The sequence below is a fragment of the Clostridium sp. SY8519 genome (genome assembly GCF_000270305.1).
GTDB lineage: Bacteria > Bacillota > Clostridia > Lachnospirales > Lachnospiraceae > SY8519.
Genome location: NC_015737.1, coordinates 165,755 through 180,000, shown reverse-complemented (window position 1 = coordinate 180,000; position 14,246 = coordinate 165,755). Strand labels below are relative to the sequence as shown.

Below are 14,246 nucleotides of genomic sequence, written 5' to 3'. Positions count from 1 at the left end.
GCTAGGGTGTGCGGACGGGGAAGCGAAACAATCCATCGAAAAGATGGGTTGGCGAGGTTAAGCAAGAAAGAGCGCAGGGTGGATGCCTTGGCACTGAGAGCCGATGAAAGACGTGATAAGCTGCGAAAAGCCGTGGAGAGGCGCACATAGCCCGTGACCCACGGATTTCTGAATGGGGAAACCCCCATGAGAAGACCTCATGGATCCATACGTGAATTCATAGCGTATGGAGGGGAACCCGGCGAACTGAAACATCTAAGTAGCCGGAGGAAGAGAAAGAAACATCGATTCCGCCAGTAGCGGCGAGCGAACGCGGAAGAGCCCAAACCATGGTGCGTGCACCATGGGGTTCGGACCACATCAGGTGATCGGACAACTTCAGCAGAACTGCTTTGGGAAAGCAGGCCAGAGAGGGTGAAAGCCCCGTACGCGAAGGAGGCGTCCGCGCCGTGGGATCCAGAGTACATCGAGACACGTGGAACCTTGATGGAAGGAGCGGGGACCACCCCGTAAGGCTAAATACTCCTCAGTGACCGATAGCGCATAGTACTGTGAAGGAAAGGTGAAAAGGACCCCGGGAGGGGAGTGAAAAAGAACCTGAAACCCTGTGTTTACAAACTGTCAAAGCACCGTATGCGTGCGATGGCGTACTTTTTGTAGAACGGTCCGGCGAGTTGTGCATACTGGCAAGGTTAAGGGGTTCAGCCCCGGAGCCGAAGGGAGACCAAGTCTTAAGAGGGCGAGAAGTCAGTGTGTGCAGACCCGAAACCGGGTGACCTATCCATGTGCAGGTTGAAGATGCCGTAAAAGGCATTGGAGGACCGAACCCACATCCGTTGAAAAGGGTGGGGATGACGTGTGGATAGGGGAGAAATTCCAATCGAACCCGGAGATAGCTGGTTCTCCTCGAAATAGCTTTAGGGCTAGCCTCATGGGAGTCTCGCGGAGGTAGAGCACTGAATTTCTGAGGGGGCGTCAAAGCTTACCAAAGAATATCAAACTCCGAATGCCGCAGAGATGGTCCATGGGAGTCAGACCGCATGAGATAAGTCGGGCGGTCAAAAGGGAAACAGCCCAGACCTGCAGCTAAGGTCCCAAAGTGTGTGTTAAGTGGAAAAGGATGTGGGATTTCGAAGACAGCTAGGATGTTGGCTCAGAAGCAGCCATTCATTCAAAGAGTGCGTAACAGCTCACTAGTCGAGAGGTCCTGCGCCGAAAATGTCCGGGGCTCAAACACAGCACCGAAGCTCAGGAATGCAGCAATGCATTGGTAGAGGAGCATTGCCGGAGGGATGAAGCGGTACCGATAAGGAGCCGTGGACTTCCGGGAAGAGAGAATGCCGGAATGAGTAGCGAGATGGAGGTGGGAATCCTCCAGGCCGAATATCTAAGGTTTCCAGGGTAAAGCTGATCTGCCCTGGGTAAGTCGGGACCTAAGGCGAGGCCGGAAGGCGTAGCCGATGGACAACAGGCTGAAATTCCTGTACCATACCGGTACAGAACTGCGGGGACGCATGGGGAGAGCGCGAGCCGGGAACGGAAAGCCCGGCGCAAGCACAGGCCCTGCCATGAGGCAAATCCTTATGGGGAAGGGGGCTGTGTGACGCGGAGCGAAATAACAGTAGCGAAGAGCGCCGCCCCTGTGCCGAGAAAAGCCGCTATCGTTACCGGTATGCCCGTACCGTAAACCGACACAGGTGGATGAGGAGAGAATCCTAAGGCCGGCGGGAGAAGCATTGTCAAGGAACTCGGCAAAATGACCCCGTAACTTCGGGAGAAGGGGTGCCCACGTGAGTGGGCCGCAGAGAATAGGCTCAAGCAACTGTTTAGCAAAAACACAGGTCTATGCGAAACCGAAAGGTGAGGTATATGGGCTGACGCCTGCCCGGTGCTGGAAGGTTAAGAGGAGAGGTTAGCGCAAGCGAAGCTTTGAATTCAAGCCCCAGTAAACGGCGGCCGTAACTATAACGGTCCTAAGGTAGCGAAATTCCTTGTCGGGTAAGTTCCGACCCGCACGAAAGGCGTAATGATTTGAGCGCTGTCTCGACAATGCACCCGGTGAAATTGAAGTACCAGTGAAGATGCTGGTTACCCGCGCCAGGACGGAAAGACCCCATGGAGCTTTACTCCAGTTTGGTACTGGGGTCCGGTACTGCACGTACAGGATAGGTGGGAGACAAAGAAGCATGGACGCCAGTCTGTGCGGAGTCGCTGTTGGGATACCACCCCTGCAGTATTGGGCTTCTAACCAGCCGCCGTAATCCGGCGGTGGGACAATGCCAGGCGGGGAGTTTGACTGGGGCGGTCGCCTCCGAAAGGGTATCGGAGGCGCTCAAAGTTTCCCTCAGGATGGTTGGAAACCATCTAAAGAGTGCAAAGGCAGAAGGGAGGCTGACTGCGACACCGACGGGTGGAGCAGGTACGAAAGTAGGACTTAGTGATCCGGTGGCACAAAGTGGGATTGCCATCGCTCAACGGATAAAAGCTACCCTGGGGATAACAGGCTTATCACTCCCAAGAGTTCACATCGACGGAGTGGTTTGGCACCTCGATGTCGGCTCATCGCATCCTGGGGCTGGAGCAGGTCCCAAGGGTTGGGCTGTTCGCCCATTAAAGCGGTACGCGAGCTGGGTTCAGAACGTCGTGAGACAGTTCGGTCCCTATCCGGCGCGGGCGTAGGATATCTGAGGGGAGCTGGCCTTAGTACGAGAGGACCGGGCTGGACGGACCGCTGGTGGATCTGCTGTGCCGCCAGGCGCATCGCAGGGTAGCCAAGTCCGGAAGGGATAAACGCTGAAGGCATCTAAGCGTGAAGCCCACCCCAAGATAAGATATCCCATTCCAAAAGGAAGTAAGAACCCTTGAAGAGTACAAGGTAGATAGGACAGAGGTGGAAGTGCAGTAATGTATGGAGCTGACTGTTACTAATCGTTCGAGGGCTTATCCAAGCAAGCGGATCATAAAGGGAAGCATCTCTTCTGTATGAAGTTTTGAAGGTATGTGATTTACTTTCAGTGATAACTGTATTCCTCGATAGCTCAATGGTAGAGCGCACGGCTGTTAACCGTGATGTTGTAGGTTCGAGCCCTACTCGGGGAGCTTTGGTAGAGCAAAAAACCTCTGCCTATGATTATGGCCCCGTGGTCAAGCGGTTAAGACATCGCCCTTTCACGGCGGTAACACGGGTTCGATTCCCGTCGGGGTCATTTTTCACCAAGCATGGTTACCATGCCGATGTGGCTCAATTGGCAGAGCAGCTGATTTGTAATCAGCAGGTTATCGGTTCGAGTCCGATCATCGGCTTTTCTTTTATTATCATTAATAGAAGAAAAGATGAGAGGCTGCTTGGACCTTTAGCTCAGTTGGTTAGAGCAACCGGCTCATAACCGGTCGGTCCTGGGTTCGAGTCCCCGAAGGTCCATTCGAATTATATATGGCCCAGTGGCTCAGTTGGTTAGAGCGCCGCCCTGTCACGGCGGAGGCCGTCGGTTCAAGTCCGTCCTGGGTCGTTTACATAGTCATTTGACTATGTACGAGAATATAGTTTCCCATTTGGGATCTTAGCTCAGCTGGGAGAGCATCTGCCTTACAAGCAGAGGGTCACAGGTTCGAGCCCTGTAGGTCCCATTCGCAGCAAAAGCTGCGCCCCTGGTTATATGCCGGCGTGGCGGAACTGGCAGACGCGCGGGACTTAAAATCCCGTGGTGGCGACATCGTACCGGTTCGATTCCGGTCGCCGGCATTCTCAGACAGGGAATTGAAATTGTATTCTACTAAATTTTACAGATAATATGTGTGTGTAGCTCAGCTGGATAGAGCACTTGGCTACGGACCAAGGTGTCGGGGGTTCGAATCCTCTCACGCACGTAAATGAAAAAACCTCGGAAAACCGCTGTTTATGCGGGCTCCGGGGTTTTTGTTTTTTCACGGAAAGAATATTTGTTCGAGGAAATCCATATGGAAACTTACGGATTTCCACATTTTGATGGGACACCCGGCGGGACACCCTCCACGGTGCAGCCGATCTTTTCCACCGCGGATTTGATCAGCTGACTATCCACATGTGTATCCAAATAGTTTATTTTTTCGTTCAGAATCATTTCAATATTACGTTCGTTCATTTGTGCTTTCCTCACTCAACAGGAGCATATGTTTTTTCGAAAATATCCGGTTTACAGGGGTATTTCTCCCCATTTACCCCTGTGATAATATAATCGCCGGGGCTTGCCAGCATTACACTTTCCAGCGTCTCGATTTTGATTGGCTTATCTGCCTGGTATACGTCAATTACTACTGGTTTCTTTCGGTATTTCATCGGTGTTCCCTTCATTTTCTGACATTATTTTCTTAATTAACGGCAGGTACTTCTCTGCGAGTTTGATTCGTTCTCGATTGTAATCAATACTAAAAACATTTTTTGGCAATGGCCTTTTTTTCTTTGAAAGCGCATCAAGTTCTGCAAACCATTGCTCTTTCAATTTTTCAATTTGTCTTTCTTGGAGTTTTGTCAGTCCTTTTCCGTTCATGTTCCACATATCCTTTTTTTGAAAGAAATAAAAACGCACCGTGCTGTGGTTCAAAATCATCAGTATACAGAAACTCAAAAGAATTTCTGTATATTTCATTGTATGATATTTCGCTTATGCTCTGTAATACTCTTGTTGAATATGTGTATACTTTATTTGTTGCTACAAGCTCTGCAATATCTTGATTATTTCTTAGGAAAATAAAATCATCTTCCCCAAAAGAAACTATTCCGTTATCTTGATATCTCGGGTCATATTCCGACAATTTTGGGTGATATTTTGCAGGATGTTAATTATATTCTGTTTATTTTTTTTCACTTAGAACAACTGATAATGCTAATATATCGTCGCTTGTGACTACCTCGTATAACCTCTCCGCAGTATCCATGTAGTCAAGCAGCAATCTCCAATTATCATCACCGGGCGCATTGGACATCACCCCGCATATATAATCCGGGTTGTCGTATAGCTGTTTTAGTTTGTCTGCTAATTTTTTCCCGGTTTCAGATAACATTTATATACCTCTCACATATCCATCAATGTCGTCATTTATTTTTGATTTTTTAATCACCACGTAATTGTCAAAACCTTTATTGATGATAGTGTAATTATAACTATCAATGGGCTTAGTTACAATAGCGTGCTTACGCTTTTCATCACTCATATTGGTGTTAAATTCGCTCATAACTTTGGCGTATTCAGCTTTTGGGAGAATAATCTGTTTGTGGTTTTTAACGTTTGATAATTCTATCTTATATTCTGCCCACTCTTTTGACGTCATGCCACCTGTCCGCTGATTAACTGTATTTTTACCAATCCTGGCATTTTCTTTTTGTTCTTGGAAAGCTGTGTCGTCTTTCAACCAATCAATGCTGCTCCGATCCACGTAGGCCGCGGTGCTGCAGTGACAGTTCGGATGCATCGGCGGGGTGTTCTCTCCCGGAAGCATGTCAGACAAGTTCCAGCCCGATATTAGCTTTCAGAAGTTCCAGCCGGTTCACTTTCATTGTCAGTAGAGCATTGTGTCATGGGTGGTTTTGAATAAATTGCTGGAAATCGGATATTCGTATAATTTCCAGTGTAAACGCAGAGATATCAGAATTACATGTTTGACGTATCCGAAGTAATCCGATTGACGTTTGATGTAAAAGAGATGAATACAAAAACGGAACGAGAATGAACGGCAAGAGAAAGACATATAAACAGGCGCCGGGAGTAATCCCGACGCCACAAATCAGCCAAGTTTGGCCAGAAGCCCTTCCTGCAGAACCTGTGAGCAGTTGATTCCGCGTTTATCCGCCATAACTGCCATCCATTGTGGAAGTGATACATTTTTCCGTACGGACTTTGTATCGGTTGCCGCACGGTAAGCTATTGTATCAATGGCGATAATGGAAACTTCTGAACGGTCGGGACGCTCTAACTTTTCTTGCGGGGTCGGGTCGGGGATCTGCATGCCTTCGTCTTCGGCAACAACCAGCCATGCGCTTGCGGCATCGGTAATCTGGTTGATTGCATCGATGAGGTCAGATCCAGTGGTAATACATCCAGGAAGGTCTGGAACCCGGGCATAAAATTTATTACCGTCATCGGACGGTGTAAAGGTTGCGGTATAGATATATTTCATAATGTCTCATCACCTCCAATCATATTATACACAAGCAACTTTTTCTTGGAGATGCTTGATATACGTATATGGTATTATATACTCGTAGCAAGGAAACAGGAAAGGGAAAGGAGGAACAAATGGCTAAGAGAAAGAAACGAAAAAAGAGCCGGATAACACCACAGTGGCTGATAGCAATTGGCACATTGCTAACAGGTATTGCAAGCATTATCACAGCTCTAAAACGGTAAAGGTTCGGGGCGAAAGCCCCTTACCTTTCTCATATCTTAGCACATTTAGAAATAGAAATGAGTAATTTTTCAAAAATTTTTTTGGCGGCATCCTGGGTTATTTTCTTTGCAACGGGAAGAAGTATTGCTTCGTCCATTCTGCTTGTATGTTCCGGCGCTTATGCAATCACTGAACTGATGCGTAAAGGAGGGGCTGACAGTAATGGATGAAAAGAAAATCCGGCCGCAGGACCGTTGGGATGCAAAAGCTGGGGTTGCAGCGAAGTCATACAAAGTGGACCGTAAGACAGCGGATGAATTCAAGGAAACCTGTAAACGGCTTGGAATTTCCATGGGGCCGCAGCTTACAAAAATGATGCGGGAATTCATCGAACAGAACAAAGAAACAGAGTAGCAGAGCAGAGAGCGTATCCTTCGGGGTACGCTTTTTGTGTAGGTGAAATTAATACAGACACATACCAGGCAGCCTTCGGGCTGCCTTTTGTCATGCGCGCAGAAGACAAAGCGGAAGGGGGTGCGGCCGGATGGCAATCAGCAGAAAACAGAAGATGTTCGCGGATGAGTACCTGGTAGATGCCAACGCCACACAGGCCGCCATCCGTGCGGGGTACTCCAAAAAGACGGCCAATAAGAAAGGGCCGGCGCTTTTATCGCACCCTGGCATCCAGGAGTATCTGGCGAAGCGTATGCGGGAGAAGGAATCCAGCCTGATTGCGTCACAGGATGAGGTGCTTGAGTTCCTGACCCGTGTCATGCGCGGCGAGGAAACGGAAAAGGTTCCGGTGGATGGAACATCTGGGGAGCTGATGGATGTACCGGCCGGTACCAGGGACCGGATCCGGGCGGCGGAGCTGATCGGGAAACGGTACGGAACCTTTACGGACCGGATGGAGATGGACGGATCCGTAGGCGTGCAGCTGATTGATGACATTATCCTCTGGGATATCATGCGCTACCCGATTTCCGGCCTGGTGGTGCGGAAGGTCGGGAATACCATGGCGGAATCTGTATTCGAGCAGCTCAAGGAGTGCGCCTCGATTATGGGGGTCTATGGATTCTTTGATTTCAAGGTGTCGCCCCTGCAGATCATTTACCGGGAGCGGGGGAACAAGATCCTGTTCCGCGGGGCGGACAAGCCGGAAAAAATCAAATCACTGAAGGTATCCCGGTTCCCGGTGGCGCGTCTCTGGATTGAGGAACTGGCGGAGTTCCAGCGGGAAGAAGACATTGACACCATCGAGCAGTCGGTGCTCCGGAACACGCTTCCGGATGGCTTATCCTATCAGTTTTATTACAGCTACAACCCGCCGAAGCGGAAGCAGAGCTGGGTGAACAAGAAGTACAACGGGCACGGCGTATCCGGAAATACATTCGTACACCACAGCACATACCTGGAAAACCCGTATATTTCCCAGGAAACGGCTGCGGAAGCGGAAGAACTGAAGAAAAAGAATGAAACTAAGTATCGCTGGATTTTCCTGGGCGAGCCGGTAGGATCCGGTGTGGTTCCGTTCTCCAACCTGGTATTCCGCACGATTACCGCGGAGGAGGTATCCAGGAGCGACAACATCCGCCAGGGCTGTGACTGGGGCTACGCGACGGACCCGCTGGCCTTCGTGCGCCTGCAGTATGACAAGACCAGGAAACGGATCCTGTTCCTGGATGAGGTCTACCGGGTAAAGATGTTCAACCGGGAGTTCGCGGCCATCCTGAAATCACGCGGGTATGACACGCAGTTAACCATTGCGGATTCCGAGGATCCGAAGTCCGTGGCGGAATTGAAGAAGGATTATGGCTGCCGGTTTACCGGGGCAAAGAAAGGTCCAGGGTCAGTGGAATATGGGGAAAACTGGCTGGATGACCTGGACGAGATCATCATTGACTCGGCACGGACACCGAATGTTGCCCGGGAGTTTGAATCCATTGATTACGCGACGGACCGGAACGGGGATCCGCTGCCGCGTCTGGAAGATAAAGACAACCACACGATTGACGCCACACGCTACGCGCTGGAAGGCGATATGGGACACAAGGGAGGCATCAGCTTCCTGAAGTAGGCACAGGAGACGACATGGAATTAGAGATTGCAAAACAGGTCATTCAGAAATACGCAGAGCTCAGAAGCAGCTATGTGGCCGGGGCTCTGACTGCAAAACGGTACTACGAGAATGAATCCGACATCCTGTTTGGGGAAAAGAAAACCGAGGAGCGTCCGGGGGAAGAGGAAAAGCCGCTGCGCAATGCGGACAACCGGATTCCCCGGAACTTCCACGGCCTGCTGGTGAACCAGAAGGCATCCTACGCGTTTACCGTGCCCCCAACCTTTGACGTAGGAAGCACGGCGGCCAACCAGAAGATCACAGAACTTTTAGGGGATGAATATAACAAGAACTGCATGGAGCTCTGTGTCAATGCCGCAAACGCGAAATGCGGCTGGGTGCATTACTGGAACGACGCGGACGGGTTCGCGTGGGCGGTGGTCCCGTCGGAGCAGATCTGGCCGGTCTTTGACAAGAGCCTGAAGCAGCGGCTGATGGCAGTCCTTCGGATCTATGAGCAGATCGATGAAGCGGACGGGGAGAACTATGTGATTTATGAGTACTGGAACGGTACGGAATGCCAGGCGTTCCGGCGCCGTACCGTGGACAGCATCGAGCACGGACTGATGTATTACAACATGTTCCACTCGCCGACAGCCTATGGGGATCCGTCCAGTGAGTTTCAGCATGGATTCGGGAAAGTGCCCTTTATCCCCTTCTGGAACAACAACATCCACATGAGCGACTTAAAGAACATCAAGCCGTTGATTGATGTGTATGACAAGGTGTTTTCCGGGTTCATCAATGACCTGGATGATGTCCAGGAACTGATTTTTGTGCTGTCCGGCTACGGTGGGGAAGACCTGCAGGAATTCCTTCAGAATCTAAAGCGCTACAAGGCAATCAAGCTGGACGATGACGGGAGCGGGAGCCCAGGGGTATCTACCATCAGCATCGAGATCCCCATCGAGGCCAGGAACAGCGTGCTGGAAGCCACACGGAAGGCAATCTTTGAACAGGGGTTCGGGTTCGACCCGCGGCCGGAGACATTTGGAAACCAGTCTGGTGTGGCACTGCAGTTCATGTATGCCCTGCTGGAAATGAAGACCGGCTTAATGGAGACGGAATTCCGCCTGGGGTTTGCGCAGCTGGTCCGCGCGATCTGTGAGAACAACGGGATCCCCTGCGGGACCATTACCCAGAACTGGACCCGGACCATGATCCGCAATGACGTGGAACAGGCGCAGATCTGCCAGCAGTCGGTGGGTGTGATCTCCAAAAAGACGATCTTAAAGAACCACCCATTTGTGGAGAACGCGGACGAAGAGCTGAAGCAGCTGAAGAAAGAGGAAGCGGAAGCAAAGGAGGCACAGGACCAGTACCTGAGTGCCTTCGTGAAACAGAGGGGCGGAACCGGGGACGGCAGCCAGGATCCGGAGGAAATGAAAGACCCGGAAGGCAATAAGGACCCGGAAGAGAACCAGGATCCGGATAGCAAGAAGGCCACAGGCCGGCAGAAACCGGATAAAGGCGGTACGGATGCATGAAGCAGGCGGAATACTGGAAGAAGCGCGCGGAAGAGTTAGAAGAGGCGCTCCATCAACAGACCATCCGGAAATCGGAGGAAATCGACGAACAGTTTGATAAGGCATACCACGCGCTGGACGGGCAGATCAAAGCCTGGTACCAGTGCGTTGCTGTGAATAACCAGGTATCGCTTCAGGAAGCCAGGAAGCTGCTTACCAACAAGGAGCGGAAAGAATTCCAGTGGGATATTGAAGAATACATCAAACACGGGAAGGAAAACGGCCTGACCGGGCAGTGGATGCGGGAACTGGAGAACGCTTCCGCCAAGCAGCACATCAGCCGCCTGGAACAGATCAAGATCCAGACCCAGCAGGAAGCGGAAAAGCTTTACGGGAACTATGTGGATGAAATCGACCAGCATATGCGGGACACCTACCGGGAAGACTACTACCGCACCGCGTACAACTTCCAGATGGGCGCGGGCGTTGGCTATGACCTTGCCGGAATTGATGAGAAGGCGCTGGAACGGGTGATCCGGAAGCCCTGGGCGGCAGACGGGAAGAACTTCACGGACCGCTGCTGGGAAGGGAAGGACAACCTGGTGCATACGCTGCATACCACACTGACCCAGATGTGCATCACGGGGGAAGGGATTGCTTCCGCCTCCGGGAAGTTCCGGAAGGCGGTGGATGTTGGGAAATACCAGGCTGACCGCCTGATCAGGACGGAATCGGCCTATTTCCAGACCGCCGCGCAGAAGGATTGCTACAGCGAGCTGGGGGTCAGTGAGGTGGAGATCATGGCCACGCTGGACGAGGCAACCTGTGATATCTGCGGCGCATTGGACGGCACACACCTGCCCCTTGCGGAAGCAGAGGAGGGGGTGAGCACCCCGCCGTTCCACTGCAACTGCCGGTGCACCACGGTTCCGTATTACGATGACACGCTGGGCATGGACGGCCGGGCGATGCGGGACGTCGATGGCGGATACGACACGGTGCCATCCGACATGAAGTTCGAGGATTGGAAGGAGCGGTATGTTAATGATGACAAATCAAACATAGATACAGACGCATATACTAAATGGGTTGATTCCGGAGCCAAGAAAAACGGAGTAGATTATAATGATTTTAATTCATTGTATACGGCAGATACTGGTGAAGTTGTACTTGAAGATGGATACAAGGTACATGGAAAGGAAAATGCAGATGAGATCGAGCAAGCTAATTGGATAGTAAATACCTTCGGTGGAAATATTACACTGTTAAAAAGATCATTTTCAGAACCAACACCAGATTATAAGTGGAACGGAAAATATTGGGATCTCAAGACACCGCAAAGTACAAATGGTTCTGATAAACTGGTTCACCATGGATTTCATCAAATAGAGAAAAAACCCGGAGGTATTTTACTTGACTGTAGTAATAGTGGGGTTGATACTCAAAAGGCTATAGAAATTGCAAGAAGACGATTGCAAAGAAGTGGTAAAGGAAGAGGGATTCGTATTATTGTAAAAGATGGTAATGAAGTAGTTGAAATTTTATAAATTAAAAAGGCGGCCGATCCTCAACAAACAATGGGGTCGAGGGGCCGCCTTTTCAAAACATTTACTTTTCGTACTTTGATTTTAACATTGCTACTTAATACTGTCAATATGGCGTGAGTGATCTAGTGGTTATGATGTTGAACTGTGAATTCAAATACGCCGGTTCGATTCCGGCCTCTCGCCCTAAAAATAATCGGTTCCATACCCGATTAGTAAAAATGGTACAAAAAATCGATAGGTAAAAGCCCCGATTTTTTGTCCTGTGGTAAATCTGCAAACCCGCATAATAAAGGTTTTGAAAGGAGAATGCAATGCAGGAAAAAGCAAAACGGATTGTCGCGAACTGGTATAACGATCAGGCCGGCAAGGATGAGATTTCTGCGGTAACCGCAGAGGATGTTTATGTCGTGTGGTTCTGCAAGACACTGCAGAACTGGAAGGCGCTGCTTTCCACGGATCTTCCGGACGGCATGTACTTTGAGGTTACTTATAACGGAGATAAAAAAGAAGCCTATCTTGACGCATATAAGAAAATCAGGAATGTTAAAATTTCAGACTGAAAAAGAGAGATGTATATAAACTGATATACATACATGCAGAACGCCACCAGCTTGCGCCGGTGGTGTTTTTATGCAGAAAATTAGGAAAATACAGATGAAAGAATTAAGAGAAACAGTTGAAGACATGAACAGCCCAGATTACACAAGACGCATGGCAGCGGAATACGCACAGCTGAAAATCCGTTTTGTGAAGCTGAAGAAAATGCTTGAAGAATGGGATGATGAAACCCTTCCATATACGCCGAACTGCCCTAGAGGTCTGTACAACCTGCAGATCCGTGCCATGGCGGATTACCTGGCGGTGCTGGAAGCACGTGCCGTGATAGAAGGCATTACACTGAGTGTGTAATCCAGGAAAAAGAAAGCAAACCAAGATAAGGAAGGAGCTGGCCAGAAACGGCCGGTTCTTTTTTTATATATTTTTTCGTCAGGCGCTGACGTAAAAGCGCGGAATCCAACCGGGTGCGATACCCGTATAAACATCGTAGGAGGAGAAACATATGAACTTTGAAGAACTACTGCAGTCCATCCAGCTGACCGAGGAGCAGATCAGCGCAATCACTTCCGGCATGCAGGAGAATGGCATCTTCCTTTCAGCGGAGGAAAACATTGACCTCCGTTACCATAAACTGAAGGAAGAGAAAGACAGCTTGAGCGGACAGGTCAGCACCCTGACCAAAACCGTCAATGACTTAAAGAAGAACAACCAGGACAATGAGGAGCTGCAGACAACCATCCAGACGCTGCAGGATACACTGAAACAGCAGCAGGAAGACAGCCGGAACGCGGCAAAGGCCTATGAACTGAAGGATGCCTTGAAGGGCAAAGGGGTGCTTGACGCGGATTACCTGATTTATAAGGCGGGCGGCCTGGAGCATTTCAACTTCGATGCGGAGAACCACCCGATCGGGCTGGATGAGATGCTTGCCCCGTACCGCAAGGATGCCGCTATGGCACACCTGTTCCAGACAGAGCCGAACAAACCGGCGTACCATCCAAACGGCGGAAACGGCGGCGCAGGGGTCCGGAACCCATTTGCCAAAGAAACCAGGAACCTGACGGAGCAGGGAAAGATGCTGCGTGAGAATCCGGAGCAGGCCCGCGCAATGGCAGCGGCCGCCGGTGTAAAGCTGTAAACAGTAGTAAGAAGTAGAACAGGAGGAAACCAATATGCCAGGAACAAATTTAAGCAATGTAATTGTACCGGAGATCTGGGTACCGTATGTCGTGGAGAAGACCGCGGAAAAGTCCGCGTTTATCACATCTGGGATGATCCAGAATGATCCCAAATTTGACCAGCTTGCCTCCCAGGCGGGCCCGGTGGTCAATATGCCGTTCTGGGCAGACCTTACCGGCGATTCTGAAAACATCGAGGAGGGCAAGGACCTTACCATTGACGGGATCCAGGCGAAAAAGGATGTAGCGCCGATTCTGCGCCGCGCGAAAGCATGGAGTGAAACTGACCTGTCCGGCATGATGACCGGGGACGATCCCAGTGCGGTGATCGGTGACCTGGTGGCGGATTTCTGGGCAAGGGATATGCAGAAAGAGGCAATAGCCATCTTAAACGGTATCTTCGGTACCAGTGATACCGTCACTTCCGCGCCGTTAAAGGATAACATCCTTGATATCACCGGGTTAAGCGGGGCAAAAGCCGCATGGTCCGGCGCCGCGTTTATTGACGCGGAACAGATGCTTGGCGACGCAAAGACCCGGCTGACCGGTATCGTGATGCATTCCGCTACCGAGGCGGCGTTAAAGAAACAGAACCTGATTGAGACCGTGCAGCCGTCCAATGATGTAAGCTTTGGCGTATATCAGGGCAAACGTGTGATTGTGGATGACGGATGCCCGGTGGATGCTTCCAAGGGTGTTTACACCACCTACCTGTTTGGGGACGGCGCGTTTGCGCTTGGCAACGGCTCCCCGGCAGACTTTGTTGCGGCGGAAACCGACCGTGATAAGAGAAAAGGCTCCGGTATTGATTACCTGATCAACCGGAAACAGTACCTGCTGCATCCGAGAGGATGTGCGTTTACCAGCGCGGATACCAAGGCGGAAGGACCGTCCAGAGCGCAGCTGATGAACCCGGCGAACTGGAAACAGGTTTATGAAACAAAGAACATCCGTCTGGTAGCATTTAAGCACAAATTAGCATAAGACAGGACTTTACGGCTGGAGGCAGTGTGCT

General features: G+C 50.6%; 13 protein-coding genes, 9 tRNA genes and 1 rRNA gene. 18 read left to right on the top strand and 5 right to left on the bottom strand.

Going from position 1 to position 14,246, the window contains the following annotated elements:
* The first annotated feature begins 55 nt into the window (after nucleotides 1-55).
* The 9 genes from CXIVA_RS01015 (at nucleotide 56) to CXIVA_RS00975 (ending at nucleotide 3,867) form a co-directional block, all read left to right on the top strand.
* Nucleotides 56-2,948 (top strand): 23S ribosomal RNA (locus tag CXIVA_RS01015).
* 79 nt (nucleotides 2,949-3,027) lie between these two features.
* Nucleotides 3,028-3,099: transfer RNA gene (locus CXIVA_RS01010), tRNA-Asn, on the top strand.
* Nucleotides 3,100-3,134: 35 nt separating this feature from the next.
* Nucleotides 3,135-3,206 (top strand) — tRNA-Glu (locus CXIVA_RS01005).
* Nucleotides 3,207-3,230: 24 nt separating this feature from the next.
* Nucleotides 3,231-3,303 (top strand) — tRNA-Thr (locus CXIVA_RS01000).
* A 44-nt stretch (nucleotides 3,304-3,347) separates the two neighbouring features.
* A tRNA-Ile gene (locus CXIVA_RS00995) sits at nucleotides 3,348-3,421 on the top strand.
* A 14-nt stretch (nucleotides 3,422-3,435) separates the two neighbouring features.
* Nucleotides 3,436-3,509: transfer RNA gene (locus tag CXIVA_RS00990), tRNA-Asp, on the top strand.
* A gap of 45 nt (nucleotides 3,510-3,554) precedes the next feature.
* Nucleotides 3,555-3,627 (top strand) — tRNA-Val (locus tag CXIVA_RS00985).
* Between the two features lie 31 nt (nucleotides 3,628-3,658).
* A tRNA-Leu gene (locus tag CXIVA_RS00980) sits at nucleotides 3,659-3,742 on the top strand.
* Between the two features lie 51 nt (nucleotides 3,743-3,793).
* Nucleotides 3,794-3,867: transfer RNA gene (locus tag CXIVA_RS00975), tRNA-Arg, on the top strand.
* A gap of 98 nt (nucleotides 3,868-3,965) precedes the next feature.
* On the opposite strand, the gene CXIVA_RS14060 is transcribed toward CXIVA_RS00975, so the two are convergent.
* The 5 genes from CXIVA_RS14060 to CXIVA_RS00950 form a co-directional block, all read right to left on the bottom strand.
* Entirely contained in the window at nucleotides 3,966-4,121 is a 156-nt protein-coding gene (locus tag CXIVA_RS14060; RefSeq protein WP_013976145.1) for a hypothetical protein, read from the bottom strand.
* Nucleotides 4,122-4,283: 162 nt separating this feature from the next.
* A complete protein-coding gene (locus CXIVA_RS00965; RefSeq protein ID WP_013976143.1) occupies nucleotides 4,284-4,526 on the bottom strand; it encodes a hypothetical protein in 243 nt (80 codons plus the stop codon).
* A gap of 304 nt (nucleotides 4,527-4,830) precedes the next feature.
* Nucleotides 4,831-5,040 carry a hypothetical protein gene (locus CXIVA_RS00960; RefSeq protein ID WP_013976141.1) on the bottom strand — a complete coding sequence of 70 codons (210 nt, stop codon included), beginning with the start codon at nucleotides 5,038-5,040 and terminating at the stop codon, nucleotides 4,831-4,833.
* Nucleotides 5,041-5,388: a hypothetical protein gene (locus CXIVA_RS00955; protein WP_013976140.1), complete on the bottom strand. Its 348-nt coding sequence runs from the start codon at nucleotides 5,386-5,388 to the stop codon at nucleotides 5,041-5,043.
* Between the two features lie 372 nt (nucleotides 5,389-5,760).
* Nucleotides 5,761-6,153 (bottom strand): type II toxin-antitoxin system HicB family antitoxin, encoded by a 393-nt coding sequence (locus CXIVA_RS00950; RefSeq protein ID WP_013976139.1) that lies wholly within the window; start codon nucleotides 6,151-6,153, stop codon nucleotides 5,761-5,763.
* Nucleotides 6,154-6,585: 432 nt separating this feature from the next.
* On the opposite strand from CXIVA_RS00950, the gene CXIVA_RS00945 reads away from it, so the two are divergent.
* The 9 genes from CXIVA_RS00945 (at nucleotide 6,586) to CXIVA_RS00905 (ending at nucleotide 14,215) form a co-directional block, all read left to right on the top strand.
* Nucleotides 6,586-6,777 (top strand): hypothetical protein, encoded by a 192-nt coding sequence (locus tag CXIVA_RS00945; RefSeq protein ID WP_013976138.1) that lies wholly within the window; start codon nucleotides 6,586-6,588, stop codon nucleotides 6,775-6,777.
* 130 nt (nucleotides 6,778-6,907) lie between these two features.
* A complete protein-coding gene (locus CXIVA_RS00940) occupies nucleotides 6,908-8,440 on the top strand; it encodes a PBSX family phage terminase large subunit (RefSeq protein ID WP_013976137.1) in 1,533 nt (510 codons plus the stop codon).
* A gap of 14 nt (nucleotides 8,441-8,454) precedes the next feature.
* Entirely contained in the window at nucleotides 8,455-9,969 is a 1,515-nt protein-coding gene (locus CXIVA_RS00935; protein WP_013976136.1) for a phage portal protein, read from the top strand.
* Nucleotides 9,966-11,495, top strand: a complete 1,530-nt coding sequence (locus tag CXIVA_RS00930) for a minor capsid protein (protein WP_013976135.1) — start codon at nucleotides 9,966-9,968, stop codon at nucleotides 11,493-11,495. The genes CXIVA_RS00935 and CXIVA_RS00930 overlap by 4 nt, the downstream gene beginning before the upstream one ends.
* Nucleotides 11,496-11,605: 110 nt before the next feature.
* Nucleotides 11,606-11,679, top strand: a tRNA-His gene (locus CXIVA_RS00925).
* Nucleotides 11,680-11,806: 127 nt separating this feature from the next.
* Entirely contained in the window at nucleotides 11,807-12,055 is a 249-nt protein-coding gene (locus CXIVA_RS00920) for a DUF6275 family protein (RefSeq protein WP_013976134.1), read from the top strand.
* 94 nt (nucleotides 12,056-12,149) lie between these two features.
* Entirely contained in the window at nucleotides 12,150-12,404 is a 255-nt protein-coding gene (locus tag CXIVA_RS00915) for a hypothetical protein (RefSeq protein ID WP_041727518.1), read from the top strand.
* A 151-nt stretch (nucleotides 12,405-12,555) separates the two neighbouring features.
* On the top strand, nucleotides 12,556-13,191 hold the full coding sequence (locus CXIVA_RS00910) for a phage scaffolding protein (RefSeq protein WP_013976132.1): 636 nt from the start codon (nucleotides 12,556-12,558) through the stop codon (nucleotides 13,189-13,191).
* Nucleotides 13,192-13,225: 34 nt separating this feature from the next.
* Complete coding sequence (locus CXIVA_RS00905; protein ID WP_013976131.1) at nucleotides 13,226-14,215, top strand: major capsid protein; 990 nt, start codon at nucleotides 13,226-13,228, stop codon at nucleotides 14,213-14,215.
* Nucleotides 14,216-14,246: the final 31 nt, after the last annotated feature.